Raw genomic sequence first — 24,701 nt, forward strand, 5'->3', positions numbered from 1 at the left:
CGCGGATTGTGCAGCAGCCCTTTTTCCCCAAGCTTGCCGGCAAGTCGAGGCCCACCTCTAGACTCCCCTGAAACGGGGGTCAGGACGCCAGCACGACACGGTCGCGCCCGCCGCGCTTGGCCTCATAGAGGGCCGCGTCGGCACGGCTGAACAGGGCTTCGGGCGCCTCCTCGGGGCCGAGGGCGTGGGCGACGCCGACGCTGACCGTCACCGCCAACGGACCGGCCGCCGTCTGGAAGGCCTGGCCGCCGATGGCTTCGCGCAGCCGCTCGCCCAAGCGCAGCTCGCCGCCGGATTCGGGGTTCAACCAGATGACGGCGAACTCCTCGCCGCCCAGGCGCACGGCCAGGTCCAGTGGCCGCAGCGCTTCATGCAGGCGCGCGCCGACGCCGCTGAGCACGGCATCGCCGACGGCATGACCGTGGGTGTCGTTGATGCGCTTGAAGTGGTCCACGTCCAGCACGGCCAGCAGCGGCGGCCGCGGTGCGCCGCGACTGAGCAGGCGGCGCAGGCGCTCGTCGAAGCCGCGCCGGTTCAGCAGGCCGGTCAGCACGTCGATCTCGATGAGGCGCTCGATCTGGCGCAGGGCGCGGTCCTGCAGCAGCAACAGCATGGCCAGGGCCTGGCCGATGAGCAGGGCGATGACGGCGAGCAGGCCGACCGAGTTGTATTGCGTCAGTTCGGCGCGGTTCTCGGCCACCAGGGGCGAGATGGCGATGCCGCGCGCGATCTCGATGACTGCGGTGACGATGAGGTCGAGGGCCAGCAGGCCCAGAGGAAAGCCGCGCTGCTCCCGCCAGGCACGCAGGGCGGCATGGGCGGCCGGCATGGTCAGCGCGGCGGCGGCCAGCATGGTCAATGTCAGCGACGGCCAGAACTGGCCCGTCCAGGCCGTCAGCACGAAAGAGGCGGTGCAGACCAGCCCCGTGAACAGCAGCGGCCAGCGCCAGCGCAGCGGCAGACCGAGATAGACGCGCAGGCCCAGCAGCACCATCAGCGCGGAGAACAGGCTGCCGAAATGCCCCACCACCCAGAAGGTGCGCGGGGCGTCCAGGGCGATGAGGGCCACCCGGGCCGCCTGGGTCAGCGCCGCGGCAGCGAAGGCCCCGGCCCAGAACCACAGCGCGCGCTCACCCTTCAGATGCCAGGCACCGCCGAGCGTGGCCAGGGCCAGCATCGTGGTGACGAGCTGGAAAACGCGCAGCAGCGTGTCGGCGTGCAGGGGTTCCATCGTGAGCTGGGTTCAACCGCGACGAGCACGATGCCCGCATCCGGCCGGCCCGTCGACAGGCCAGGCGGGCCCGCCGTGATTGATCTCACGGAAGTCAGCGCGACTGCAGGCTCTGCATGGTGGCCTTGACGCGCAACAGCATCGGCGAGGCGCCGGTGACCCTGGCATCGAAGGGGTGCAGGCGCTGGCCGCCGGTGGCCGCCATGATCTTGCGCACATACAGCCGCGTCTCGGCATAGGGAGGCACGCCGAGGTAGCGGTCGACCGCCTTCTCGCCGGCGTTGTAGGCTGCCACGGCCAGCATCACATCGCCCTCGAAATAGGCCAGCAGCCAGCGCAGATAGGCCATGCCGCCGCGGATGTTCTGCGACGGATCGCGCAGCCGCACGACACCGAAGCGCGCGCCCGTCTCGGGCAGCAGTTGCATCAGGCCCTGGGCGCGCTTGGGCGACTCGGCCAGCGGGTCGAAGTTGGATTCGGTGGCCATGACGGCGAGCACCAGGGCCGGCGCGAGCTGGTATTCCGGCGCCACCAGCTTCACATAGCTGACGATGGCCGGCGGTGCCTGTTGCGGCAGCGGCAGGGTGGCCCACAGCGACACCGGCTTGGCGCCGCGCGCGACGGGTGGCGGCGGCGCCACGGCCAGCGGCGGATCGGTCTCGGGCGGACGCAGGCAGGGCGGCGGGTCGCCCAGCGGCGTGCCGCCCATCTTGTCGAGCATGTTCTGCGCCTGCTCCATGCCCTGCTCGGCCGCGGCGGCGAACATGTGTGCGGCCTCGGCGTCGTTGCGCTGGATGCCGCGCGCGTTGGTCAACATCCAGCCCAGGCTGTACTGGGCCTCGGCGTCGCCGTAGCGGGCGGCGCGGCAATAGAGCTTGGCGGCAGCCACCTCGTCGCGCTTCATGCCATCGCCATATTCAAGCGCCTTGGCCTCCTGGCGCCAGCGCTCCACCTGGGCCGGCACGACGGGGCCGCGCTCACCGGGCGGCATGGTGGGGCGCGGCAACTGCCCCAGCGTCAGCGAAGGCAGCTGGGCCGAGGCCGCCGAGGCGGCGAGGAACAGGGGCAGCAGCAGGCGTCGCAAGGGTCAGTCCGGAGGCGGCAGTCAGGGGGCGGAAGTCTAGACTGGACCGCATGACCAAGACCCGCCTCGAAGCCTTCAGCGACGGCGTCATCGCCATCATCATCACCATCATGGTGCTGGAGATGAAGGTGCCCCACGGCAGCGACTGGGAGGCGCTGAAGCCCCTGTGGCCCGTCTTCCTGTCCTATGTGCTCAGCTTCGTCTACGTCGGCATCTACTGGAACAACCACCACCATCTGCTGCATGCCGTGCACAAGATCAGCGGCGGCGTGCTGTGGCCCAATCTGCACCTGCTGTTCTGGCTGTCGCTGCTGCCCTTTGCCACCGGCTGGATGGGCGAAAACCACTTCGCGCCCCTGCCCGTGGCCATCTACGGCGGCGTGCTGATCATGGCCGCGCTGGCCTGGGTGCTGCTGCAGCGGGCCCTGGTCTGCATCCCCGGCAACAACACCGTGCTGGCCCAGGCCCTGGGCAAGGACTGGAAGGGCAAGATCTCCCCGCTCATCTACCTGGCGTCCATCGCCCTGGCCTTCGTGCATGTCGGCCTGTCCCTGGCGGGCTACGCCTTTGCCGCATTGCTGTGGCTGATTCCCGATCGCCGCATCGAGCACCATCTGAACCGGAGCGAATGAGCATGCCGACTCTCGACCCGCGCATCGACAGCTATCTGGCCGGCGTGCCCGACTTCGCCCGCCCCATCCTGGAACGCCTGCGCGAGGACGTGCACGCGGCCTGCCCCGGCGTCGTCGAGACCATCAAGTGGAGCCGGCCCCATTTCACGCTGGATGACAAGCTGTTGTGCGGCATGTCGGCCTTCAAGGCGCATTGCGCCTTCGGCTTCTGGGAGCGCGAGGGCGCCGAGCCCGGCCAGGCTGGCGCCATGGGCGACTTCGGCCGCATCACGACCCTGGCCGATCTGCCCAGCCGCACCGAGTTGCGCAAGAAGATCAAGGCCGCAGCGGCCCTGCTGCAATCGGGCGCCACCCGCGCCGCCAAGCCCAACCGCGCGCCACGGCCGCAGCTCGAGATGCCGGACGACTTCGCCGCCGCCCTGGCCAAGGTCAAGGCCGCGAAGCAGCACTACGACGCCTTTGCGCCGAGCAAACAGCGCGACTACCTGGAATGGGTCATCGAGGCCAAGCGCGAAGAGACACGCGCCAAACGCATCGCCCAGGCGGTCGAGTGGCTGGCCGAAGGGAAGTCCAGGAACTGGAAATACGAGGCTTGTTGACCCCTCGCCCAGCCTTGCGCCGCTGAACGGGGCAAGTCCGGTCGGTCCCCCGAGGGGACGGCGATGCTTGCGGCATTGAGCCGCGAGCACATCACCAACCGGGCCGGCTCGGTGAGGTGGAGTCGGACACAAGCAGTCCCTGCGGACTGCTTGTGCCTACGGAACGCCATGGGCCTCTGGCCCATGGCGGGCCCAGCGCTCGGCCCGAAATGCTTACCCCACCACGCTCTGCAGCGTCGAATTGCGCATCCAGTCATCCGCCACGACAACGCGGTTGCGGCCCTTCTGCTTGGCTTGATACAGGGCCTTGTCGGCCAAGTGCATCAGTGTCTCGGGCGTATCGCTCTTGGCCGCCTCGGCCACGCCGGCCGACAGGGTCACGCGCAGCGGCCTGCCGCCGTCGCCCTTGAGCTCCAGCGCCTCCACGGCCAGGCGTACCTGTTCGGCCAGGTGCCTGGCGCCCACCACGCCGGTGGCCGGCAGCACCATGCCGAACTCCTCGCCGCCCAGGCGACCCAGCACGTCGGAGCCGCGCAGCCGCTGCCGCGCGCAGGCGGCCACCGCCTTCAGCACCTGGTCACCGACGACGTGGCCATGCTGGTCGTTGACGCGCTTGAAGTGGTCGAGGTCCAGCATGATGAAGCTGACCGGCTGGTTCTCGCGCCGGCCGCGCTCCAGGGAATGGGCCAGCAGCGACACGGCGGTGTTGTGGTTGACGGCCCCGGTCATGCCGTCGACGCTGGCCAGCTCGCGCATCTGCGCCGCCATGCGCTCGAAGCCGGCCAGCACGAAGCCGAAACCCGCGGCCAGCAACGCCATGAAGGCGAGCATGAAGATGGCACTGCTCCAGGAGGCCGGCGTGCCGGCCGGCAGCGTGCCGCTGCCCGCCCACCAGGCCGCCAAGCAGACGCGCAGGCCCAGCGCGACGTTGGCGAACAGCAGCATCACCGCGACGACGCGGAAGGACAACTCGCCCCGCCAGCCCTGGCGCAAGGCCATGACGGTGGCCGGCAGCAGCAGCAGCGCCATGGCGGCCGACATGGTGCCCGCCCTCGCCGGCGTGCTGGCGTGAAGGATGATCGGCACCGTCAGCGCCGCGGCGGCCAGCAGCCAGTGCTGCCAGACCCTCAGTCCACGGTTGAGCAGATGCCAGCAGACGGCCGACACCAGCTGGGCCAGGCCCAGCATCAGCAGCAGATTGCCGCCCAGCAGCGTCAGCCAGGCCGGCAGCCAGGGCTGCAGCGCAAAGCAAAGGAAACCGCCGCAGAAGGCCTTGGCCGCACCGCCCAGGCGCCTGAGCTCGCCGCGCTGCAGGCCGCCGCGCCCCGCCATCTCCAGCAACAGCGTGAGCAGGCCAAAGCCGACGACAAGCATCAGCACCAGCGTCGGCACATCCAGCGTCATGCGCAGCGGCTCCCTTCCCGGGGATTGGGCCCAGTGTAGGCAGGGCGGGCCGGCCTGTCGCAAGGGTCTGCGCCGATGGCGCGACGTTTGGCGCACAGCTTCAATGCCGGAGTGATCGCGCCCTCCCTGACTCCGGCTCTCTGTCTGCTCAACCCGCATGCCGCCAATGGCCGCTGCGCCGCCCTCGCCGGACCGCTGCGCGAGGCCTTGCCCCAGGTGCCGCTGGTGTTGCCCGAAAACGTGGCCGCAGCGCGCCAGCGCCTGCTGGCCCTGCCGGAAGGCAGCCGCGTCATCGTCGCCGGCGGCGACGGCACCGTGCACCAGCTGCTGCCGGCCCTGGTGGCGCGCAAGCTGCAGCTGGCCCTCCTCCCCGGCGGCACCGGCAACGACCTGGCGCGCGCCCTCGGCCTGGCCCGCATGGGCTGGCGCGAAGCCCTATCTCATGCCCAGCGCGCACCGGCCACGGCCATGGACCTCGGCGAGATCCAGACAGCCGAAGGCGGGGCGCAGCTCTTCATGTCCAGCCTGACCGCCGGCTTCGACGCGGCCATCGCCATCCGCGCCCAGGCCGCACCCAACTGGCTGCGCGGCCAGCCGCGCTATCTGTGGGCCACGCTGAACGAGATCGGCCGCCTGCGCGTCTACCCGCTGCGCGTCGAGGCCGATGGGCAACTGCTGCACGAGGGTCCGCTGCTGTTCGCCTCCAGCCTGAACACCTCGACCTACGGCAGCGGCATGCCGGCCGCACCTGGCGCACGAGTGGACGACGGCGAGCTGCAGCTGCTGCGCGTCGGCGCCTTCGGCCGCCTGGGTGCCCTGGCCATGATGCCCCTGCTGCTGACCGGCCTGCATCTACGCCATGCCAAGGTGGCCTTGAGCAGCTTCAAGACGCTGCGCCTGAGCAGCGCTGCGCCGGTGCCCCTGGCCATCGACGGCGAGCCCCAGCCCTCGGCCACCGACATCAAGGTGCGCGTGCTGCCCCAGGTCCTCAGCGTCGTCCGCTAACCCGGCGATGATGAGGGCATGAACCCCGACGACACCCCGCGCCCCGGCTGGCTGGGCCCCTGGCTGAAGGGCTTTCCGGCATTGCAGCCGTCCGTGGCCCTGGCCGATGTCGCCCAACGCGGCTGGACCCTGCACGAACTGCCGACGCCGCTGGCCGTCGTGCGCCAGCAGGCCCTGGCCCACAACATCGCCTGGATGCAGGACTTCGCGGCCCGCCACGGCGTGCAGTTGGTACCGCACGGCAAGACGACGATGAGCCCCCAGCTGTTCCGCCGCCAGCTCGACGCCGGCGCCTGGGGCCTGACCTTCGCCAATGTGCACCAGCTGCGCTTCGGCCTGGCCGCCGGCGTGCGCCGGGCGCTGATCGCCAACCAGTTGGTCAGCGCCGCCGACCTGGCCGAGCTGCTGGACCTGCGCCGCCGCCACGCCGGCCTCGAGCTGGCCTTCTTCGTCGACTCCCAGGCCCAGCTCGACCTGATTGCCGCGCACTGGCAGCAGCTCGGCGGCGGCGAAGCGCGCATCGATGTGCTGGTCGAACTCGGCACCTCGCGCTGCGGCGTGCGCGAACACGGTCCTGCGCTGGCTCTCGCCCGCGCGCTCAAGACCCACCCGGCACTGCGGCTGCGCGGCGTCGGCTTCTACGAGGGCCTGCAGATCCAGGGCGACAGCGAAGCCGATCGCGCGCTGATGCAGCACTGGCAGGGCCGTATCCAGGCCCTGCTCGACGCCATCGACGCCGAGGACCTGCTCGACACCGACGCCCGGCCGATGTGGCTCAGCGGTGGCGGCTCGGCGGCCTTCGACCTTGTCGCACCGGTGCTGGCCGGCGGCAACCAGCGCCTGGGTCTGCTGCGCTCGGGCTGCTATGTCTGTCACGACCACGAGCACTACGGCCGCTATATGCGGACCATGGACGAACGCATGGGCACGCCGCTGTCGGCGCCCAGCCTGCAGCCGGCGCTGGAGGTCTGGACCCAGGTGCTGTCCTGCCCCGAGCCGGGCCTGGCGATGCTGAATGCGGGTCGCCGCGACCTGTCCTTCGACGCCGGCTGGCCGCTGCCGGTCTGGCGCCTGCAGGGCGGCGCGCGGGTCCAGGCCCCGGCCGGCTGGCGCGTCACGGGCCTGAACGACCAGCACGCCTATCTGCGCTGGGACCCCGCGCAGACCCAGGGCCCGGCCGTCGGCGAACGCGTCGCCCTCGGCCCCTCGCATCCCTGCACCACCTTCGACAAATGGGCCTGGATGGCCGTCGTCGACGAGCACGACCGCGTCGTCGACGCGATCACGACGCAGTTCTCATGAAGCGCCGCCACCTGCTGAGCCTGTCCGCCGCCGCCCTGATGCCCGCCACCGCCGCCACGCCTTCCCCTCGTTTCCTGCATGTCGGCACCTATGCGCCGCTCGGCCAGGGCATCTACAGCTTTGCCATCGCGGCCGACGGTGGCCTGAAGCTGCTGGGCCTCACGTCCAATGCCAACAGCCCGAGCTGGCTGACTGCTCACGACGGGCGCATCTATGCCGCCGAGGAGGGGGGCGACCATGTCGCCGTCTATGCCCAGGACGCCGCGGGCCGGCTGCAGCTGCTGCAGCGCCAGCCCAGCGGCGGCAGGAGCCCGGCCCATCTCAGCATCGCGGCGGGCCGCGCCTGGGTCGCCCACTACGGCGACGCCCGCTTCGCGACGCTGGCCCTGCAGGCCGACGGCAGCCTTGGCGCCGCCGACAGCTGGCCGTCATGCGCCGGCGACGACTGCCGTCCCGGCCCGCAGAAAGCCGCGAAGGCTCCGCCCGGCAGCCAGGCCAACAGCGGCCACGATGCGCCCCACGCCCACATGATCCAGGTCAGCCCCGACGGCCACTGGCTGCTCGGCACCGACCTCGGTCGCGACCGCCTGCTCGCCTGGCCACGACCGGACGGCAGGCCGCAGACGGCCGCCCAGGAACTGGCCCTCAGCCCGGGCTCGGGCCCGCGCCACTTCGCCTTCAATCCGCACGAGCCGCGCTGGGTCTATGTGCTGCAGGAGGAGTCGTCCACGCTGTCCACCGTCGAACTCACCGCAAGCGGCCCGCGGCTGCGCGACGAGATCCCGGTGCTGCCGGCCGGCTTCAGCGGCACCAGCTACGCCTCCGACCTCATCGTCGCGCCCGGCGGCCGCCATCTTTATGCGCTGAACCGCCTGCATGACAGCCTGGCCGTCATCTCGCTGGCCCGCCCCGCCGCACCGCATCTGCTGGACCATCACTGGGTGCATGGCAGCTATCCGCGCAGCGCCGGCCGTGCCGGCCAGCACCTCTATGTCTGCAACCAGCGCAGCGACCAGCTCAGCCATTTCCACCTCGGCCGCCCCGAGAGCCCGCGCTTCAGCGGCCGGCAGACGGCGGTCCCGGCCCCTGCCGGGGCCTGCGCGCTTTAGACTGAACCGATGAAACACGCCGCCCTCGCCTTCCTGCTCACCGCAACGACGCTGGCCGGCGCCGAACCCATCGGCTCCGTCGACACTGCCTTCAAGCTGATCGGCCCCGACCACAAGGTCGTCGTCGATGCCCACGACGACCCCAAGGTGCAGGGCGTGACCTGCTATGTGTCGCGTGCCAAGACCGGCGGCATCAAGGGCGCCATCGGCCTGGCCGAGGACAAATCCGAAGCCTCCATCGCCTGCCGCCAGGTCGGGCCCATCACCATCAGCCAGGCCCTGCCCGCGCAGGAAGAAGTCTTCAACGAGCGCATCTCCCTGGTCTTCAAGCGCCTGCGCATCGTCCGCATGGTGGACGTGCAACGCAACACCCTGGTCTACCTGACCTACTCCGACCGCCTCATCGACGGCTCGCCGCAGAACAGCGTGACCGCCGTTCCGGTGCCGCGCGAAACCCTCATCCCCGTCAAGAAATGAGCTTCACCGCCGCCCTGTTCGCGCTGATGCCCATGCAGGCGCTGGCCGCGGCGCTGGTGCTGATCACCTTGATCGGCTGGAACGGCGCGAATGCAGGCGGACGCTGGGCCCAGGTGGGGATGGCGGCACTGGCCCTGGGCCTGGCCATGGTCAGCCCGGTCCATGGCGACCGCATGGCCGCGCCCGTCGCGCTGCACAGCCTGGGCATCGCGGCCATCAGCCTGGGGCTGTCGGCGCTGTGGTGGGCGCTGGGCCTGTGGCTGACGCCGCGCCCCGGGCGCTGGGCCATGGCGGCCGCGCCACTGGTCGCGGCCCTCGGCCATGCACTGCTGGCAGACGACAGAGCCGTCGCCCAGACCCTGGCCGACGTCGTCCTCGGTGCCCAGCTCGCCTGGCTGGGCGTGGCCCTGACCCTGCCGCAACGCGCCACCGTGCTGCAGGGGCTGAACAGCCGCCGCTGGCGCCTGCTCGGCCTGGCCGCCGTGCTGCCCCTGCTCGCCGCCATGCTGGGCCGTGCCGCCGCGACGCTGCTCGGCGACGCCGCACTCTGGCCCGACCTGGTCCTGGCCCTCGCGGGTCAGCTGGCCCTGCTGCTGGCCCTGCCCATGCTCTTGCTGGCCTGGCGCGGCCAGACCGAGGCCGAACTGGCCCGCCTGGCCCAGACCGACGGCCTGACCGGCCTGACCGACTGCAATGCCTTCTCCCAGCGCTCGGTCGACCTCATCTCCATGGCGCGCCGCTATGACGAGCCGCTGGCCCTGGTGATGCTCGAGCTGGACGACTTCGCGACCTTGCGGGCCGAGCACGACCTGGACTTCGCCGATCGCGCCCTGGTCCTGTTCGGCGGCTGCGTGCAGGCCCAGATGCGCCTGGGCGACCTGGCCGGCCGCCTGACCGGCGAGCAGTTCGGCGTGCTGATGGCGCGCTGCCTGCCGGAAGGCCCGCAGGCCCTGGACCAGCGCCTGCGCAAGGCCCTGACCGAGCGCGCGCCGGCCGAGCTCGGCATGCCGCTGTCCTTCAGCGCCGGCTGGGCCAAGCTGCGTCCCGGCGACCGCGGCCTGGCCGACCTGCAGCGCCGCGCCGAAACCGCGCTGTATGAAGCAAGGCGGGCCGGCAAGGGCACGTTGATGGCAGAACCCGGCGTTTCGGACTGAGCATGCCAGACAACCTCGTCGACGAATGGGTCGGCCACAACCTGCTGGCCACCGACCCGGCCCTGCTGGCCGCACTGCGTGAATCGGCGCCCCAGGCCGTCGAGCCGCTGACGCGCTATGGCGCCGAGCTCGGCAGCGTGGAGACCGCCCAGCTCGCCCGTGACGCCAACCGCAACGGCCCGCAACTGCGCCAGCTCGACGCTCGCGGCCGCCGCGTCGACCTCGTCGACTTCCATCCGAGCTGGCATGCGTTGCTGGCGATGTACCGCCGCCAGGGCCTGGTCGCCGATGTCTTCGCCACCACCACGCCCGGCCGCTGGACCCAGTTCGCGGCGGGCTGCTATCTGCATGGCCAGGTCGAGGCCGGGTCGCTGTGCCCCGCGACCATGACCCAGGCCGCTGTTCCCGTGCTGGCCAGGCAGCCCGAGCTGTTCGCCCCGCTGCGCGACAAATTCTTCAGCCGTGAGCACGACCCGCTGGACCGGCCCATGACCGAGAAGCCCTCCCTCTGGGTCGGCATGGGCATGACCGAGAAGCAGGGCGGCTCCGACCTGCGCCGCGTGACCACCGAAGCCATCGAGCAGGCCGACGGCAGCTACGCCGTCACCGGCCACAAATGGTTCTTCTCGGCGCCGAGCAGCGACGCCCATCTGGTACTGGCTCGCACCGAGGCCGGGCCGACCTGCTTCTGGCTGCCGCGCTACACGCCCGACGGCGCTCGCAATGCCGTCCAGGTCATGCGCCTCAAGGACAAGCTCGGCAACCGCAGCAACGCCAGCAGCGAGGTCGAGTTCCACGGCGCCTGGGCGCGCCGCCTGGGCGATGAGGGCCGCGGCATCCCGACGCTGATCGAGATGGCCGGCTACACGCGGCTGAACTGCGTCATCGGCAGCGCCGCGCTGCTGCGCGCCGGCCTGGTCCAGGCCCTGCACAACGCCCGCGAGCGCAGCGCCTTCGGCCGCCGCCTGGCCGAGCAGCCGCTGATGCAGACCGTGCTGGCCGACCTCGCGCTGGAGAGCGAGGCCGCGATGCGGCTGATGCTGCGCCTGGCGCGCGGCTTCGAGCACAACGAGCCGGGCTGGCAGCGGCTGATGACGCCAGCCGCCAAGCTGTGGGTCTGCAAACGCGCCATCGAATGCACGGGCGAGGCCATGGAGCTGCTGGGCGGCAACGGCTATGTCGAGGACGGCGTGCTGGCGCGGCTGTACCGCGAGGCGCCGGTCAACTCCATCTGGGAAGGCTCGGGCAATGTGATGGCCCTGGACGTGCTGCGCGCTGTTTCGCGCGAGCCCGACGTGGCCCTGGCCCTGCTCGAAGAATTCGCTGCCAGCCCCGACGCACCGGTACAGGCCGAGGCCCAGGCCCTGCGCCGCCTGCTGACCGGCGACCCGGCGGCGCTGGAGGCCCAGGCCCGCCGCGTCGCTCAAGGCCTGGTGCTGTGCGCCCAGGCGCTGTTGATGCGCCAGCAGTCCTCCACAGCCGCGGCCGATGCCTTCATTGCCACACGCTTCGGTGGCGACGGCCGCATGGTGGGCACGCAGGCCCTGCCGCAGGCCGCGCAAATCCTCGACGCCGCCCTGGCCGCCTAGTCCGACAGGTAGCGGCGCACGATGCGCGCCTGCGTGCCGTCTTTTTCCAGCGCCTCGGCAGCCTCTCGATACCGCTGCACCAGGGCGGCATCGACGGAGCGCTTGCTGAACATGATCTGGGCCGGCTCATGGGAGAGCACGACGGCCGTCGGCACGACGCGCTCGGTCAGGCCGAGTTCGCGCAGCTCCCAGCGAGCCGTCGCCTCGCTGGCCAGCACGCCGTCGACACGGCCGATCTCCAGCATCTGCCACAGGCTGCGCCGCGCCGCGGCCTGGGTCAGCGTGGCGCGGAAGGCCGCGTTGTCGAGCAGGGCCGCATAGTCGGGGCCGTAGACGACGCCGATCTGCACGCCCAGCTTGAAGCCCGGTCGCCAGGCTTCCTGCAGGCGCGTGGCGCTGCCGAAATCAGTCTCGCGGCCGGCGCGCACGAACAGCCGATTGGCCACCAGCACATGCTGTTCGACCCAATGCGCATAGGCCTCGCGCTCGGGCCGGCGCAGCGCGCCCGGCAGCACGTCGAGGCGCCCGGCCTGCAACTCGACCAGGGCCCGCGCCCAGGGCAGTTCGACCCAGGCGGTCTTGCAGCCCATGCGTTGCAGGGTCTGCTCGGTCAGCTCCGCCTGCATCCCGACGATGCGGCCGGCCTCGTCGCGCATCGTGTAGGGCGGGTCGGGGTTCCAGCGCACGCGCAGTTCGCAGGCCGCAGCCGGCCATGCGGCAACGGCCAGCCAGGCCAGGCTCAGCAGATAACGGCGTGTCAGCACGGGCCGCATTGTCGAACCTACGGGCCAACCCTGTCGGAAGACTCCGACAGCCCACCGCGACGACCGCCGATACATCCAGCCGCCGCGCGCCGCGATGCTGTCGTGCACATCAGGAGAAGTCCATGAGCCTCGACGCCCCGCTGACGCACATCCCGCTCGCCGAAGCCGCACCGCACCGCCCGCTGTGGTCGGCCCTGACCCGCTGGTGGTCGCCGGCCGCCTCGCCCAACGATCCGGTGCTGGGTTATGAATCCGCCCTGCCCTGGACACTGAGCGAGGATGCGCCGACGGAGTTCGTCTCCGACTGAACGGCAGACCTGACGGCGAGGGGCAAACCCTCGCCGCGCCTCCCGCGCGCGCCCTTGCAGAATCTGCGCGGGAGGAAAGATGTCGAAAAGCAAGATTGCAGCGTTGACGCTGTGCCTGGCCAGCGCCGTGGCCGGGGCGGCCGACGATCGGCTGGATGTTCGCAAGGCCCTGATGGCCTTCACGCAGCAGGCGGTGGCTGAGGTGCACGAGACGCTGCTTCGTCCTCAATTCCTGATGCCGGAGGCGGTGCCCCTCGACCCTGAACTGCGCGAAGCAGGCGCCCGCATGGCGGCCGAACATCGGCAACGGATGTCGGCGCTGCTCGCGCAGTGGCTGGAAGAGGAATGGGCCCGACGCGGCGAAGCCTCACCGCCCAACGAACGTGTGGAAGCGCGCGCCATCAACGAGCTGGCCGTCTGGGGCCGCGACAGCGCGGGCGCGGCGGATGACCAGCGCCTGGCATGGCTGATGGCTGCCGGCCAGGCCTGCGTCAGCGGCGACAGCCGTTTCCCCTGGATGCAACGCCTGCTGCGCATTCAAGCCTCGCCCCGGGCCCAATGGGCGGCTGCGCTGGCTGACGAACAGACCCTGCTGGAGCGATGGGGAAGCCGGCGCGACATTGCCACGGAACCAGCCCCGACGGCCGCGGCGCTGCGCGAGCGACTCAACACCGTCGACGCCGCGCAGGCTGCGGCCTGGCCGCCCAAGGTGCGCGGCTGGCTGCGAGCCGGAGAGGCCGCCGGTGATCCGATGGTGGGGTCGACGGACTTGCGCTGCCGCCTCAGCCAGGCAGCTGGCGTCAGTGCCGGCCAGCTGCGCGTGGCGACGGCCCTGAATGCGGCCGACGTGCTCCAGGTCGATCCCCGCCAGCTTTGGCGACCCGGCAATTCCGACGATGACTACCCTTTCGGCGCAGCCCGCTACGGGGTGACCGGCGTGGTCACCGTCGAGGCGGAAGTGGACGATCAGGGCCGCGCCCAGGCGCCGCGCGTCATCAGTCGCGACATCCACGTGAGAGGCATCCGTGACACGCCGCCCTGGGCCTTCGAGCAGGCCTTGGACGCGAGCAGCCTCGCGCTGGCCCGGCGATTGACCTGGCGAGCCTCGACCTCGCCGGGGGGCGCAGCACGCACGGGGCAGCGGGATTTCGCCTGGGTCCTGGACAAGCCCTGCGACGCGCAGAAGCAGGATTGCCCCGTCAACGCCACCATCGACCGCATCGAGGTCGAGGTGCTGAAGTAGGCGCTCCGCCTTACTGGATCAGCCCGTTCTTCAACGCGTAGTAGGTCAGGTCGCTGTTGGTCTGCAGCTTGAGCTTCTCGAGCACGCGCGTGCGGTAGGTGCTGACGGTCTTGACGCTGAGGAACAGGGCCTCGGCGATATGGCCCACGGTCTCGCCCTGGGCCAGGCGCAGGAAGACCTGGAACTCGCGCTCCGACAGCGCCTCGTGCAGGGGCTTGTCGGGCGCCGCGCCGGCACCCGAGCCGCCGACCACGCTGTCGGCCAGTTGCTCCGCCACCGCCGGGCTGATGTAGCGCCGGCCGCGTGCCACCAGGCGGATGGCATTGGCGATCTCGTCGGGATCGCATTCCTTGTTCAGATAGCCGCTGGCGCCCTGGCGCAGCAGCGTCGTCGCGTAGTGCGCCTCGGGAAAGCCGCTCAGGATGAGGACGGGCAGTTCGGGGAAGCGCGCCTTGATGGCGGCCAGCGCATCCACGCCGCTCTGGTCGGGCATGGAGATGTCCAGCAGCAGCACATCGACCTCGCCGCCGCGCGCCATCTCCAGTGCATCGTGACCGCTGGAGCCTTCGCCGGTGACGCGCAGGTCGACGTGGTCGGACAGGAACTGGCGCAGGCCGGTGCGCACGATGGCGTGGTCGTCGACGATGCCGATGCGGATCATGGTGGCGGTGGTGTTGGGGATGCGTCAGCGTAGCAGTCCGCTGCGCCTGCCGCGAGAGTCGCCGTCCTACATCGACGCCGGCCGAGTCCGACAGGGCACCGCGCTTCGGGACTATGCCGCCGCATCCGGCGCGGTTCGATAGTGAGTCCAGCGGCTCCGTGAAGCCGCCATCCAAGGAGAACCACCATGCTGAACAAGTCCGTCATCACCCTCGCCGTCGCCACCGCCCTCACGGCCACCCTGGCCGCCACCAGCGGCTGCGCCGTCACCCGCAACCAGGAAACCGTCGGCGCCTATGTCGACGACGCCGCGCTGACGACGCGCGTGAAGAGCAAGTTCGCCGCCGACCCGACCGTCAGTGCCATGGCCATCAGCGTCGAGACGCTGAAGGGCACGGTGCAGCTGTCGGGCTTCGCCAAGTCGTTCGAGGAAAAGGCCATGGCCGAGAAGCTGGCGCGTGAGACCTCGGGTGTCGTCGGCGTGCGCAACGACATCGCCGTTCGCCACCCCCAGTAGTGCCCTCCTCAGGGACTTCCCCTAGGTCATCCTAGGAGAAGTCCTACAGCGCGATGCGCTGCCGGCGCTGCCGGCCCGACGTCGAAGCAGTCCATACTCCAGTCTCATCATCCCTTGCGCCGCCGTCGGGCCATGCCAGCACTCAAAGCCTTCATCGTCGAAGACAGTCCGGTGATCCTTGAGAACCTGATTGCGACGCTCGAGGAGCTGGCCCAGGTGGAGGTGGTCGGGTCGGTGGCCGACGAGGCCGGCGCGGTGCGCTGGATGAGCCGGGACCCCGACGCCAATGCCGACCTCTTCATCGTCGACGTCTTCCTGCGTTCCGGCACCGGCCTGGGTGTGCTGCAGGCGGCCCAGCAGCTCGGCATCCGGGCGCGCCGCGTCGTGCTGACGAATTACGCCACCGAAGAGATGCGCCGCCGCTGCGCCAGCCTGGGCGCCGAGCGGGTGTTCGACAAGAGCCGGGAGCTCGACGACCTCATCAGCTACTGCGCCGAGCTGGCTGAACATGCCCCATCAACGCGCCCTGCAGCAGCGGCCAGTTGAACGGCTGACGGTGCTGCGTCATCTCGATCCCTGGCTGGAAGGCGCCAGCCGCAAGCGCGGCCTGGCCGTCGGCTTCGCCGCGCTTGCGGCTGCTGCCGTCATGGGCGTCAGCGAGGCCGCCTTCTGGGGCGCCGACGAAGCCCTGAACCAATCCCAGGCCCGCCACCAGGCCCGCAACGACGGCCTGCGCCTGCGCGAGCTGCTGACCGACGCCGAGACCGCCCAGCGCGGCTACCTGCTGACCGGGCGCGACGACTATCTGGCCCCCATCAAGCTGGCCGAGCAGGAACTGCCGACGGTGCTGGCCCAGTTGCGCGGCCAGTACGCCAGCTCGGAATGGGAAGCCCTGGTGGCCGACGCCAGCCGGCGCGGCAGCGAAAAACTCTCCGAGATCCAGCTCGTCGTCAAGCTCTACCGCGATGGCCAGGACACGGCCTGGCACGGCCTGGTGGAGTCGGACATCGGCCGCGAAAAGATGCAGGCCGTGCGCGATGCCGTCGCCCAACTCGACCAGCACGAACTCACCCAGATCGCCATCGAGCGCGACGCCGTCGTGCGCTCGCTGAACTACGGCCGCATCGGCGTGCACGGGCTGACCCTGCTCAGCCTGTTCGGTCTGGCCGTCTTCCTGCGCCGCAACGAGGCCCTGCACGCGGCCCGCCGCGGCCATGCCCAGGAACTGGCCCAGGAGCGCGACCGCCTGGACCGCGAGGTGGCCCGCCGCACCGCCGAGCTGACCGAGCTGGCCCACCATCTGCAGACCGTGCGCGAGGACGAACGCGCCCACCTGGCCCGCGAGCTGCACGACGAGCTCGGCGCCCTGCTGACGGCCGCCAAGCTCGATGTCGCCCGCATCCGCCGCATGACGAAGACGGCTGCGCCCGAGATCGACGAGCGCCTGGTGCACATGAGCCAGCTGCTCGACCAGGGCATCGCGCTGAAGCGCCGCATCATCGAGGACCTGCGCCCCTCGGCCCTCTCCAACCTGGGTCTCATCCCGGCCCTGGAAATCCTGACTCAGGAGTTCGCCCAGCGCTCCGGCCTGCAGCTCAGCCTGGAGCTGATGGAGGCGCCTTCCGACGAGGCCGGCCGCCTGGCCATGTACCGCCTGGTGCAGGAGGCGCTGACCAATGTGCTGCGCCACGCCAAGGCCAAGCATGTGCGGGTGTCGCTGGCCGAGGCCGATGGCTGGCTGCAATTGCACATCCGCGACGACGGCCAGGGCTTCAACCCCGAAGCCGTGGGCGCCGGCCACCATGGCCTGCTGGGCATGCGCTATCGCATCGAGAACCTGGGCGGCACGCTGCAGCTGCTGTCCGCCCCCGGCCGCGGCACCCTGGTGCTGGCGCGGCTGCCGCTGCGCGAAGACCCGGAGCCCGAGCCGGCGCCCGTTACCGCGCCGGGCGAACTGGGCGGCCCCAGCCTTTCCTGATTTCCTACAGCCCAAGCCTGCGCGGGCCGACAGGTATTCGCCGCCCGGAGACCCAAACTTGACGTCAAGTTGCCGCGCCCGAAGAGCGCGGCTGCCGACGCATTCAGGAGGGTCTCATGCAATTTCCGCAATCCACCCATGCCGAGGGCTGGCACACGCAGATGCCCGCGCGGCAGCTTGCCCACATGCCCATCGTGTCGCGCGACGCCGACGCGCTGTCGCCCTCGGTGCAGAGCCGACGCTTCCACGCGGCGGCCCTGCTGGTCGCCGTGACGGCCCTGGCGGCCAGCGCCGGCCTCGACATGGTGGACGACCCGCGCCCGCTGGATGTGCAGATGAGCGCGGCCATGCACAAGGCCGCCACCACCCTGCGCGACTGGCAGGGCACTATCTCGCGTGGCCTGCAGGTGTCCTTGCGCGCCGTGGCCGATGGACGGGACGTCGCGGCACCGGCGGCCTCGGCGCCCGATGACGCCACCCTCGTCGCCCGCGCCGAGACGCCCGTCACCGACAGCGAGCAGCCGGTGCGCGCCGACCTGGCGCCGCGCCAGCTGCAGCCCCTCAAATAAACCCTCAGGCCCTCAGGCCGGCAGGGCCTCCTCGGCCACGGCCAGCAACTCGGCCAGCGGCTGGGGCCGGTGCAGCAAAAATCCCTGCACCTCGCCGACACCCAGGCGCACCAGCTCCAGCAGCACCTCGGGCGTCTCCACGCACTCCGCCACCGTCGTCAGGCCCAGCACCTGGGCCACGTCGACGAAGCTGCGCACGGCGGCCTGGTCCAGCGGGTCGGTCATCAGCGCGCGCACGAACTGGCCGTCGATCTTCAGCAGGTCCACCGGCAGAGCCTTCAGATGACCGAAGGATGAGGAGCCGGCACCGAAGTCGTCCAGCGCGATGCGCGCGCCCAGGGCTCGCATCTGCTTGATGAAGCGCGCCGCCTCGTCCAGCTGGGTGATGACGGCCGTCTCGGTGATCTCCAGGCACAGGGAAGCGGCGCGCTGCGGGCCCAGCTCGGTCAGCAGGGCGCGGGCTTCCTGGTGGTAGGCCGCATCCTGCAGCGTCAGCGCCGACACATTGATGGACAGCGACGCGATCTGCGGCGGGCCGCCACGCTGCAGCAATTGAACGGCCTGGCGCAGCACCCAGCGGTCCAGGCGCGGCGCCAGATGAAAGCGCTCGGCGGCCGGCATGAAGGCGCCGGGCAGCACGCGGCTGCCATCGCGCTCGCGCAGGCGCAGCAGCAGCTCGCCACGCAGGCGGCCATCGTCCTCGCCCTGGGCAGGCAGCACGCGCTGCAGGTCCAGCTCGAAGCGGTCCTCGTCCAGGGCCTGCTGCAGCCGCGTGGCCCAGCGATGCTCGTTCTGGTGGGTGCGCAGCGCGGCGTCGTCCGGCGCCCAGACCTGCACGCGGTTGCGCCCCAGCTCCTTGGCCGTCATGCAGCAGGCATCGGCCTCGCGCAGGGCGGCGTCGGCATCGGGCCAGCGACCATCCAGCGGCGCCACGCCGATGCTGGTGCCGATGCGAAAGCGCTGCTCGCCGTGCACATAGCGGTACTGGTCCATGGCGTCGCAGAGCTTCTGGGCCACGTGCAGGGCCTCGTCCAGCGAGCAGTTCTCGAGGATGGCGGCGAACTCGTCGCCGCCCAGGCGGGCCACGGTGTCACGGCCGCGCACACCGGCCTCCAGCCGCCGTGCCACCTCGCGCAGCACCTCGTCGCCGGCGGCATGGCCGCAGTGGTCGTTGATGGCCTTGAAGCGGTCCAGGTCGAAGGCCAGCAGGGCGTGATGGCTGCCATCACGCCTGGCCCGCTCCAGCGTGCGGCTCAGGCGCTGGCCGAACTCGCCGCGGTTGACCAGGCCGGTCAGCCCGTCGTGGCTGGCGCGCCAGCGGATCTCGTCGAACTGGCGCCGCTGCTGGGTGACGTCACGGAACACCAGCACGGCGCCGAGCACGCGGCCCTGGGCATCGCGGATGGGCGCCACCGAATCGTCGACGGCGCGCAGTTCGCCGCTGCGGCTGAGCAGCACGGCCCCTGCCGGCAGCCGTGTCGGCCGCCCGGTGGTCAGGCAGCGATGCACCGGATCGCCGAGGGCTTCGCGGGTCTCCTCGCGCTGGGCCGTGAAGACCCGGCTGGCCGGCTGGCCGCGCGCCTCGTTGGCAGCCCAGCCGGTCAGGCGCTGGGCGACGGGGTTGAGCCAGGTCACGCGACCGAGGGCATCGGTGGTCAGCACGGCGTCGGCGATGGACTGCAGCGTCACCTCGAGCAGCTCGTGCTGCTCCTCGAGCTGCTGCTGCAGGCGGCGCGCCTCGCTGACGTCCCAGCACACGCCCGACAGCCGCAGCGGCCGGCCGCCGGCGTCGCGCAACACGCGGCCCGAGCTGCGCAGCACATGGCTGCTGCCATCGGGCCAGCAGACCCGCCATTCGCCGTCCAACTGGTTGCCTTCCTTCAGGGCTGCCCGCACGGCCATGACGGCGGCGCGCCGGTCCTGCGGGTGCAGGCGCTTGCGCCAGGACGCCAGGCTGGTGGTCTGGCCATGGGGGGGCTCGCCATGCAGCCGCCACATCGCGTCGTCCCAGGCCAGGTCACCCCGGCGAGATTCCTGCAGATCCAGCGTCCAGACGCCGATGCCACCGCTGTGCGTGGCCAGGGCCAGGCGCTCCAGCGTGCGCTCCAGTTCGGCCCGCACCTCGGCGGGCTCGCTGACGTCCAGCATGACGACGCCGACGCGGCGTCCGGTTTCATCCTCGTCGTGGCGACCGACGACGCGCAACACGCGGCGGCCTTTCGGACCGGTGTCGCAGGGCAGTTCCACGTCCCAACCTTCGCCATCGGTGGCGGCACGCTGCAACGCGGCATCGAGCATGGCGGCGCCATCCGGGCCGAAGCGTTGCAGCAGGGCGGCCAGCGTCGGCACCTGGCCGACCGGCAGGCCCAGCAACTCGCAGGCCGAGTCCGACAGCGTCAGCTTCTCCAGCTCGGCCTGCCACTCCCAGGCGCCGACGCCGGCGAGGCGGCTGCAACGCGCCAGGAAGCGCGCGTTCTGGGCCAGGGCCAGCTGCGCGGCATTGACGGAAGCGGCGAGCCCCGCCCGCTGCACCTCGTCCGCCGGCACATTCGTCTGCTGGGAATCGCTCATCGGTACTTGCTCCAACGCCGGGACTGGCAAGCATCGAGCCCGCCGCGGTCACGCGGCGTCGGCACGGCGGGCAGGCGCCTGTAGGACGAGACCGCATTCGCACCTTCCCGCCGCTTGTCCTACAAGCTCCGCCGTGCCGCACTGACAACCAGCGGGGTGCCAGCCTCGTTCACTGGAGGCAGCGGCCATGGTGCCGGCCTGCATCAGGAGAAACACATGACAAACGCCCTCACCCGCTGGATCGCTCCCGCGCTCATCGCCACCGCCGGCCTGGCCGCCCTGCCCGCCGCCCAGGCCGCCGACGTCGGCGTCTCCATCGGTTTCAGCCAGCCGGGCGTCTATGGCCGCGTCGACATCGGCCGCTATCCCCAACCGGTGCTGATCGCGCCCCAGCCGGTCGTCATCGGGCGCCCGGTCTACCGTGCCCAGCCGGTCTATCTGTGGGTGCCGCCCGAGCACCGTCGCGACTGGCGTCGCCACTGCTATGCCTATGGCGCCTGCGGCGCGCCGGTCTATTTCGTCCAGGACGGCTGGTATCAGCAGAACGTCTACGTGCATCGCGATCACGATCGCGGCCGTGACGACTGGCGCGACCACCATCACGGCCGCGGCCATGACCATGGCCACGGGCACCGCGACTGATAGCCGGCAAAAGGCCGCGCCAGGGCCGCAGTTCCGCCCACCACGGGCACAAAGCCGGGCCTAAAGTCGGGTCAACCCTGACCGTTGTGCCGCGCCTGCGCGGCTGGCCCGGATGCCCGACTCCGCCCCCTTCGTCCCTGCTTCCTCCCCGCTGACCCCGCCGCCGGCCCCGCGCCGGCGCTCCAGCTACGCCTGGCCCATGGCCCTGGCCCTGGCCGCCTGCGGCGGCGGCGGCGGTGCCGGGGCGCCCAGCGACACCAGCCCACCGCCACCGGTCGCGACGCCCAGTCCGTTGCCCATGCCGGTCCCGGTGCCGACGCCCAGCCCGTCGCCATCACCCGCGCCAGCGCCGAGCCCCTCCCCTTCGCCCAGCCCGGCGCCTTCACCCAGCCCGGCACCCGCGCCCAGCCCGTCTCCGGCGCCGAGCCCGAGCCCCAGTCCGTCGCCAAGCCCCGCGCCCAGCCCGAGCCCGGCCCCCGCGCCGGCCCCGACGCCGACACCGCCGTCCCCACCGCCTCCGCCGCCCCCGCCGCCACCACCACCCCCGGTGTCCGGCGTGGTTGCCGCGGGCCTGGCCCTGAACACCGGTGCCCTGGTGCGCGTGCTGGACGCGACCGGCAAGACCGTTGCCGACAAGAAGGCCGTCACCGCCGCGACCGGCGCCTATGGCCCCATCACGCTGACCGGCACGGGGCCTTACCGCGTCGAGGCCTGCGGCAGCGTCGGCGACCGGCCGATCTGCGTCTGGGGCGCCACCAGCAACGGCGGCACCCTGAACCTGACGCCGCTGACCAGCGCCATCACCGTGCTGGCCAGCGGCCAGTCGCCCGACACCTTGATGACCGGCAGTGCCCAGGGCCTGAGCGACGCCAACCTGGCCAGTGCGCAGACCCAGTTGCGCACCGCCCTGGCACCGGCCCTGGCGGACGCCGGCCTGGCCGGCGATTTCGACCTGATGGCCGGCGCGCTGACGGCCGGCTCGCACACCGGCTACGACCGCATGCTCGACAGCGTCGCCGTCGGCCTGGGCAGCGATGCCAAGGCCTATGTGACGCTGACGTCGCGCCTGGGGGCCGGCACCGCCTATCTGGAACCGGGCTCGACCCAGGGCAGCCTGGGCTTCGACGCCGGCGCTGCCGCGATCGACCTGACCGGCCTGGACGCGCTGTTCACCAAGCTGGTCACGGCCACGGCCAATATCGGCAACTGCCAGAGCAAGCTGGTGGGCCTGGAACCCGCCTTCGATGCGAATGCGCGGGCCAGCGTCGACGCGATGTCGGCGCCCTTCACCGGCCCCAAGGACGCGGCGCAGCTGGTCTGCCTGCGCATGAACGGCGTGCTGGGCGAGGGCGAAGTCATGTTCGGCGGCAAGCTGCTGCCTTCCCTGCTCGGCCGCTGCGACTTCGGTGCCGGCGATCCGCTGTGCCGCATCGGCTTCGTCTACCAGAACACCGCGGGCTTCCAGCGCCGTCTCGGCATCGAGCAGGCCGCGGTGAAGCGCCCTTCCGGCTGGTTCTTCCTTGGCAACCGCCTGGAGGTGCAGGCCACCGCCGCCGCCCGCCTGGTGCTGACGCGCCGCGTCGACAGCGCGGCACCGGACAGCTACGCGCGCTATGTCGACGTCAGCATTCCCGCCATCACCGCCACCGGTGGCGGCGTGCTGCAGTGCGCGCGGGTCAGCCAGAAGGACACGAGCGGCGCCGACGTGCCACTGGCCCTGTTCAAGAAGGCCGGCAATGGCAGCTATCTGAGCCTGTGGAGCGTCAGCAGCAGCGACGGCACGGCCAGCCTCGATCCCGCCAGCGGCACCACACGCGGCAACAACATCGTCAGCCTGCCGGTGCCGGCGGGCGCTGCCGGCGACGCCGTGGCGCGCAACTTCGTGCGCGCCGGCCGCAGCCTGAAGATCGAGCTGTTCAAGGACAGCGCCTGTGGCACGCCCCTCGGCGGCCTGGACGGCAGCAGCATAGGCATCGAGCTGGCCGGGCAGTTGCCGGTCACGGCGGCCGGCCAGAGCGGCCAGCCCTGGCCGGTGCTGGTCGCCAAGGGCGTCACCGACCTGACGGGCATGAAGGGTGCCGTCAACGCCAAGATCAGCTATGGCCCGACCTGGACGCTGCCGCGCGGCGACCTGCTGCCGGACCGCGCCCAGCTCTGCACCGACACGGCCTGCAGTGCCAAGCTGGCCGAACTGGAGCTGGGCGTCGTCGTCAAGGGCAACACCCTCGGCGCCTTCGCCACCGGCGCCTCGTTGAGCGCCACCGTCGGCAACACGGCCTTGAACGTCAACAGCTACAAGCTGCTGCGCATCACGGGCCGCATGCCCGATGGCCTGGTGTTGCAGCTGGACAGCCAGTCCTGCTCGGCGCAGACCGCCGGCCTGCCCTGCTGAACCGAAGGAGAACGGGCGCGGCAAGCAAGGGTTGGCTTTGCGGCCGGGCGTCAGCGCGCTTCAGCGCCGCGGCAGCGGGTAGCTGGCCAGGCTGGCATAACCCTTCTTCGACACGGACTGCACGCCGAAGACGACGTTGTCCTTGGACACCTGCAGCGTCACGCGCGTGGTCCGGCCCACGTCCTTGAACTGCTGCCAGGCGGCGGCGTCGGTGTCGCGCCAGACGATGCGGTAGCCGGCCACTTCGGGGTCGTCGCTGGCCTGCCATTCCAGCGTCGAATCGTTGGTCAGCTCGCGGGCGTCGAGCTTCACGCCTCGGGGCGGCGCCGGCGCCCAGGCCAGCGTTGCCAGGCCGGCCAGGTTGGCACGGGTCACGTCGGCCACGTAAGGGAAGTCGACGAACTCAGGCAGGTCGCCGTAGACGACGCCGTTCTCGGTCCTGAGGTTCTGGTGCTGGTGGGCGAAGTTCTCGAAGGGTTCGCTGATGCGCACGGCAGCAAACCCACGCTCCAGGAAGGGAATGTGGTCGCCGCCGCGCAGATAGCGGTCGCGGCGCTGGATGAGCTGGACGGTGAAGCCCGGCATGGCCGCTTCGGCCGCGGCCTTCAGGTGGCGGCCGAGCTGGTGGGTGGGCAGGTCTTCGTTGCCACCGGCCTGCAGCAGGGGCAGCAGCTCGGCCTGCATGGCGGCGATGGATCTGGCATCGGTCTCGCTGGGTGCGCGATTGGCGTTGGCGGCCGTCAGCAGCCTCACCAGCGGGTCCAGCCCATCGGCGAACAGACGCAGCCGCCGGGCGTCGCGCTGGCCGGCGTCGCCTCGCGAGCTGCCGATGATGTCATTGGTGATCATGGCCTCCACGTTCGTGCCGGCCGCCCGCGCCTCGCGGGCGAATTGCGCGGCGCCGAGCAAGCCCTGCTCCTCGCCCGGCACCGCCATGAAGACCAGGGTCGCATCGAACTGGCGCCTGGCCATCACGCAGGCCAGCTCCATGACGGCCGCCGTGCCCGAGGCGTCGTCGTTGGCGCCGGGCGCTTCGCCCAGCGTGTCCATCACATCGCTGTTGCGCGAGTCGTAGTGGCCGCTGACGACCAGCACGCGGCTCTTGCTGGCGCCGCGCCCGGGCAGGGTCGCGACGACGTTGACCAACTCGGTCGGCTGGTTGACGCGGCTGCCGGCCGGCTCGATGAAGCTCTGTTCCTCCACCTGCAGGCGCCCGCCGGCCAGCCTGGAGCAGGTCGACAGCTCACTCGTGATCCAGCGCCGCGCGGCGCCGATGCCGCGGGTGTCGGAGGCAATGTCGGAGAGGGTGTGGCGGGTGCCGAAAGCCACCAGCTTGCGAATGCGCGCCTCGATGCGCCCCGGGCTGACCTCGGCCAGCATGGCCTGCAGTTCGTCGGCCGGCGAGGTCTGGGCCTGGGCCGAGGCGGCCAGCAGGGCAAGGGCGAGTGTGGCAAATCGGGCGTGCATGCAA

The 24,701-nt window shown here is 71.2% G+C and carries 23 protein-coding genes; 16 read left to right on the forward strand and 7 right to left on the reverse strand.

Annotation, left to right across the window (positions count from 1 at the left end; all coding sequences use genetic code 11):
- Nucleotides 1-79: 79 nt before the first annotated feature.
- Both AC3WOE_RS14630 and AC3WOE_RS14635 read right to left on the reverse strand, forming a co-directional pair.
- Nucleotides 80-1,231 (reverse strand): GGDEF domain-containing protein, encoded by a 1,152-nt coding sequence (locus AC3WOE_RS14630; RefSeq protein WP_492691392.1) that lies wholly within the window; start codon nucleotides 1,229-1,231, stop codon nucleotides 80-82.
- A 94-nt stretch (nucleotides 1,232-1,325) separates the two neighbouring features.
- Entirely contained in the window at nucleotides 1,326-2,315 is a 990-nt protein-coding gene (locus tag AC3WOE_RS14635; RefSeq protein WP_492691393.1) for a transglycosylase SLT domain-containing protein, read from the reverse strand.
- 50 nt (nucleotides 2,316-2,365) lie between these two features.
- Here AC3WOE_RS14635 and AC3WOE_RS14640 point away from each other — a divergent pair, with 50 nt between their 5' ends.
- Nucleotides 2,366-2,947, forward strand: coding sequence for a TMEM175 family protein (locus tag AC3WOE_RS14640; protein WP_492691394.1), 582 nt, complete (start codon nucleotides 2,366-2,368; stop codon nucleotides 2,945-2,947).
- 2 nt (nucleotides 2,948-2,949) lie between these two features.
- On the forward strand, nucleotides 2,950-3,546 hold the full coding sequence (locus tag AC3WOE_RS14645; protein ID WP_492691395.1) for a YdeI/OmpD-associated family protein: 597 nt from the start codon (nucleotides 2,950-2,952) through the stop codon (nucleotides 3,544-3,546).
- A 213-nt stretch (nucleotides 3,547-3,759) separates the two neighbouring features.
- On the opposite strand, the gene AC3WOE_RS14650 is transcribed toward AC3WOE_RS14645, so the two are convergent.
- Nucleotides 3,760-4,950 (reverse strand): GGDEF domain-containing protein, encoded by a 1,191-nt coding sequence (locus tag AC3WOE_RS14650; RefSeq protein WP_492691396.1) that lies wholly within the window; start codon nucleotides 4,948-4,950, stop codon nucleotides 3,760-3,762.
- Nucleotides 4,951-5,061: 111 nt separating this feature from the next.
- Between AC3WOE_RS14650 and AC3WOE_RS14655 the strand changes: the two genes are divergently transcribed.
- Genes AC3WOE_RS14655 through AC3WOE_RS14680 form a run of 6 tightly spaced genes read left to right on the forward strand, consistent with a single transcriptional unit; the run spans nucleotide 5,062 to nucleotide 11,586 of the window.
- Nucleotides 5,062-5,955 carry a diacylglycerol/lipid kinase family protein gene (locus AC3WOE_RS14655; protein ID WP_492691397.1) on the forward strand — a complete coding sequence of 298 codons (894 nt, stop codon included), beginning with the start codon at nucleotides 5,062-5,064 and terminating at the stop codon, nucleotides 5,953-5,955.
- Between the two features lie 18 nt (nucleotides 5,956-5,973).
- Nucleotides 5,974-7,257: an alanine racemase gene (locus AC3WOE_RS14660; protein ID WP_492691398.1), complete on the forward strand. Its 1,284-nt coding sequence runs from the start codon at nucleotides 5,974-5,976 to the stop codon at nucleotides 7,255-7,257.
- Entirely contained in the window at nucleotides 7,254-8,366 is a 1,113-nt protein-coding gene (locus AC3WOE_RS14665) for a lactonase family protein (protein WP_492691399.1), read from the forward strand. Before AC3WOE_RS14660 ends, AC3WOE_RS14665 begins: the two co-directional genes overlap by 4 nt.
- 9 nt (nucleotides 8,367-8,375) lie before the next feature.
- On the forward strand, nucleotides 8,376-8,843 hold the full coding sequence (locus AC3WOE_RS14670; protein ID WP_492691400.1) for a CreA family protein: 468 nt from the start codon (nucleotides 8,376-8,378) through the stop codon (nucleotides 8,841-8,843).
- On the forward strand, nucleotides 8,840-9,997 hold the full coding sequence (locus AC3WOE_RS14675; protein WP_492691401.1) for a GGDEF domain-containing protein: 1,158 nt from the start codon (nucleotides 8,840-8,842) through the stop codon (nucleotides 9,995-9,997). Before AC3WOE_RS14670 ends, AC3WOE_RS14675 begins: the two co-directional genes overlap by 4 nt.
- A 2-nt stretch (nucleotides 9,998-9,999) precedes the next feature.
- Nucleotides 10,000-11,586 (forward strand): acyl-CoA dehydrogenase family protein, encoded by a 1,587-nt coding sequence (locus tag AC3WOE_RS14680; protein ID WP_492691402.1) that lies wholly within the window; start codon nucleotides 10,000-10,002, stop codon nucleotides 11,584-11,586.
- Here AC3WOE_RS14680 and AC3WOE_RS14685 read toward each other — a convergent pair.
- On the reverse strand, nucleotides 11,583-12,350 hold the full coding sequence (locus AC3WOE_RS14685) for a substrate-binding periplasmic protein (RefSeq protein WP_492691403.1): 768 nt from the start codon (nucleotides 12,348-12,350) through the stop codon (nucleotides 11,583-11,585). The genes AC3WOE_RS14680 and AC3WOE_RS14685 overlap by 4 nt on opposite strands.
- Before the next feature lie 122 nt (nucleotides 12,351-12,472).
- Between AC3WOE_RS14685 and AC3WOE_RS14690 the strand changes: the two genes are divergently transcribed.
- Both AC3WOE_RS14690 and AC3WOE_RS14695 read left to right on the forward strand, forming a co-directional pair.
- Complete coding sequence (locus tag AC3WOE_RS14690) at nucleotides 12,473-12,658, forward strand: hypothetical protein (RefSeq protein WP_492691404.1); 186 nt, start codon at nucleotides 12,473-12,475, stop codon at nucleotides 12,656-12,658.
- 79 nt (nucleotides 12,659-12,737) lie between these two features.
- The gene (locus AC3WOE_RS14695; RefSeq protein WP_492691405.1) at nucleotides 12,738-13,901 is read left to right on the forward strand and encodes an energy transducer TonB; all 1,164 of its coding nucleotides are present in this window, start codon (nucleotides 12,738-12,740) and stop codon (nucleotides 13,899-13,901) included.
- A gap of 10 nt (nucleotides 13,902-13,911) precedes the next feature.
- On the opposite strand, the gene AC3WOE_RS14700 is transcribed toward AC3WOE_RS14695, so the two are convergent.
- Nucleotides 13,912-14,562, reverse strand: coding sequence for a response regulator (locus AC3WOE_RS14700; protein WP_310265335.1), 651 nt, complete (start codon nucleotides 14,560-14,562; stop codon nucleotides 13,912-13,914).
- A 186-nt stretch (nucleotides 14,563-14,748) separates the two neighbouring features.
- Here AC3WOE_RS14700 and AC3WOE_RS14705 point away from each other — a divergent pair, with 186 nt between their 5' ends.
- The 4 genes from AC3WOE_RS14705 (at nucleotide 14,749) to AC3WOE_RS14720 (ending at nucleotide 17,625) form a co-directional block, all read left to right on the forward strand.
- Complete coding sequence (locus AC3WOE_RS14705; protein ID WP_492691406.1) at nucleotides 14,749-15,078, forward strand: BON domain-containing protein; 330 nt, start codon at nucleotides 14,749-14,751, stop codon at nucleotides 15,076-15,078.
- A gap of 132 nt (nucleotides 15,079-15,210) precedes the next feature.
- Nucleotides 15,211-15,624, forward strand: coding sequence for a response regulator transcription factor (locus AC3WOE_RS14710; RefSeq protein ID WP_492691407.1), 414 nt, complete (start codon nucleotides 15,211-15,213; stop codon nucleotides 15,622-15,624).
- Entirely contained in the window at nucleotides 15,587-17,056 is a 1,470-nt protein-coding gene (locus tag AC3WOE_RS14715) for a CHASE3 domain-containing protein (RefSeq protein WP_492691408.1), read from the forward strand. Before AC3WOE_RS14710 ends, AC3WOE_RS14715 begins: the two co-directional genes overlap by 38 nt.
- A gap of 116 nt (nucleotides 17,057-17,172) precedes the next feature.
- Nucleotides 17,173-17,625, forward strand: a complete 453-nt coding sequence (locus AC3WOE_RS14720; protein WP_492691409.1) for a hypothetical protein — start codon at nucleotides 17,173-17,175, stop codon at nucleotides 17,623-17,625.
- A 12-nt stretch (nucleotides 17,626-17,637) separates the two neighbouring features.
- On the opposite strand, the gene AC3WOE_RS14725 is transcribed toward AC3WOE_RS14720, so the two are convergent.
- Nucleotides 17,638-20,196, reverse strand: a complete 2,559-nt coding sequence (locus AC3WOE_RS14725) for an EAL domain-containing protein (protein ID WP_492691410.1) — start codon at nucleotides 20,194-20,196, stop codon at nucleotides 17,638-17,640.
- A gap of 216 nt (nucleotides 20,197-20,412) precedes the next feature.
- On the opposite strand from AC3WOE_RS14725, the gene AC3WOE_RS14730 reads away from it, so the two are divergent.
- Together AC3WOE_RS14730 and AC3WOE_RS14735 are read left to right on the forward strand one after the other, a co-directional pair.
- Nucleotides 20,413-20,838: a hypothetical protein gene (locus AC3WOE_RS14730; protein WP_492691411.1), complete on the forward strand. Its 426-nt coding sequence runs from the start codon at nucleotides 20,413-20,415 to the stop codon at nucleotides 20,836-20,838.
- 547 nt (nucleotides 20,839-21,385) lie between these two features.
- A complete protein-coding gene (locus tag AC3WOE_RS14735; RefSeq protein ID WP_492691412.1) occupies nucleotides 21,386-23,230 on the forward strand; it encodes a hypothetical protein in 1,845 nt (614 codons plus the stop codon).
- Nucleotides 23,231-23,290: 60 nt separating this feature from the next.
- Here AC3WOE_RS14735 and AC3WOE_RS14740 read toward each other — a convergent pair whose 3' ends face one another.
- A complete protein-coding gene (locus AC3WOE_RS14740; protein ID WP_492691413.1) occupies nucleotides 23,291-24,697 on the reverse strand; it encodes a M28 family metallopeptidase in 1,407 nt (468 codons plus the stop codon).
- Between the last annotated feature and the right edge of the window lie 4 nt (nucleotides 24,698-24,701).

The sequence above is a fragment of the Roseateles sp. FW305-36 genome (assembly GCF_058787015.1).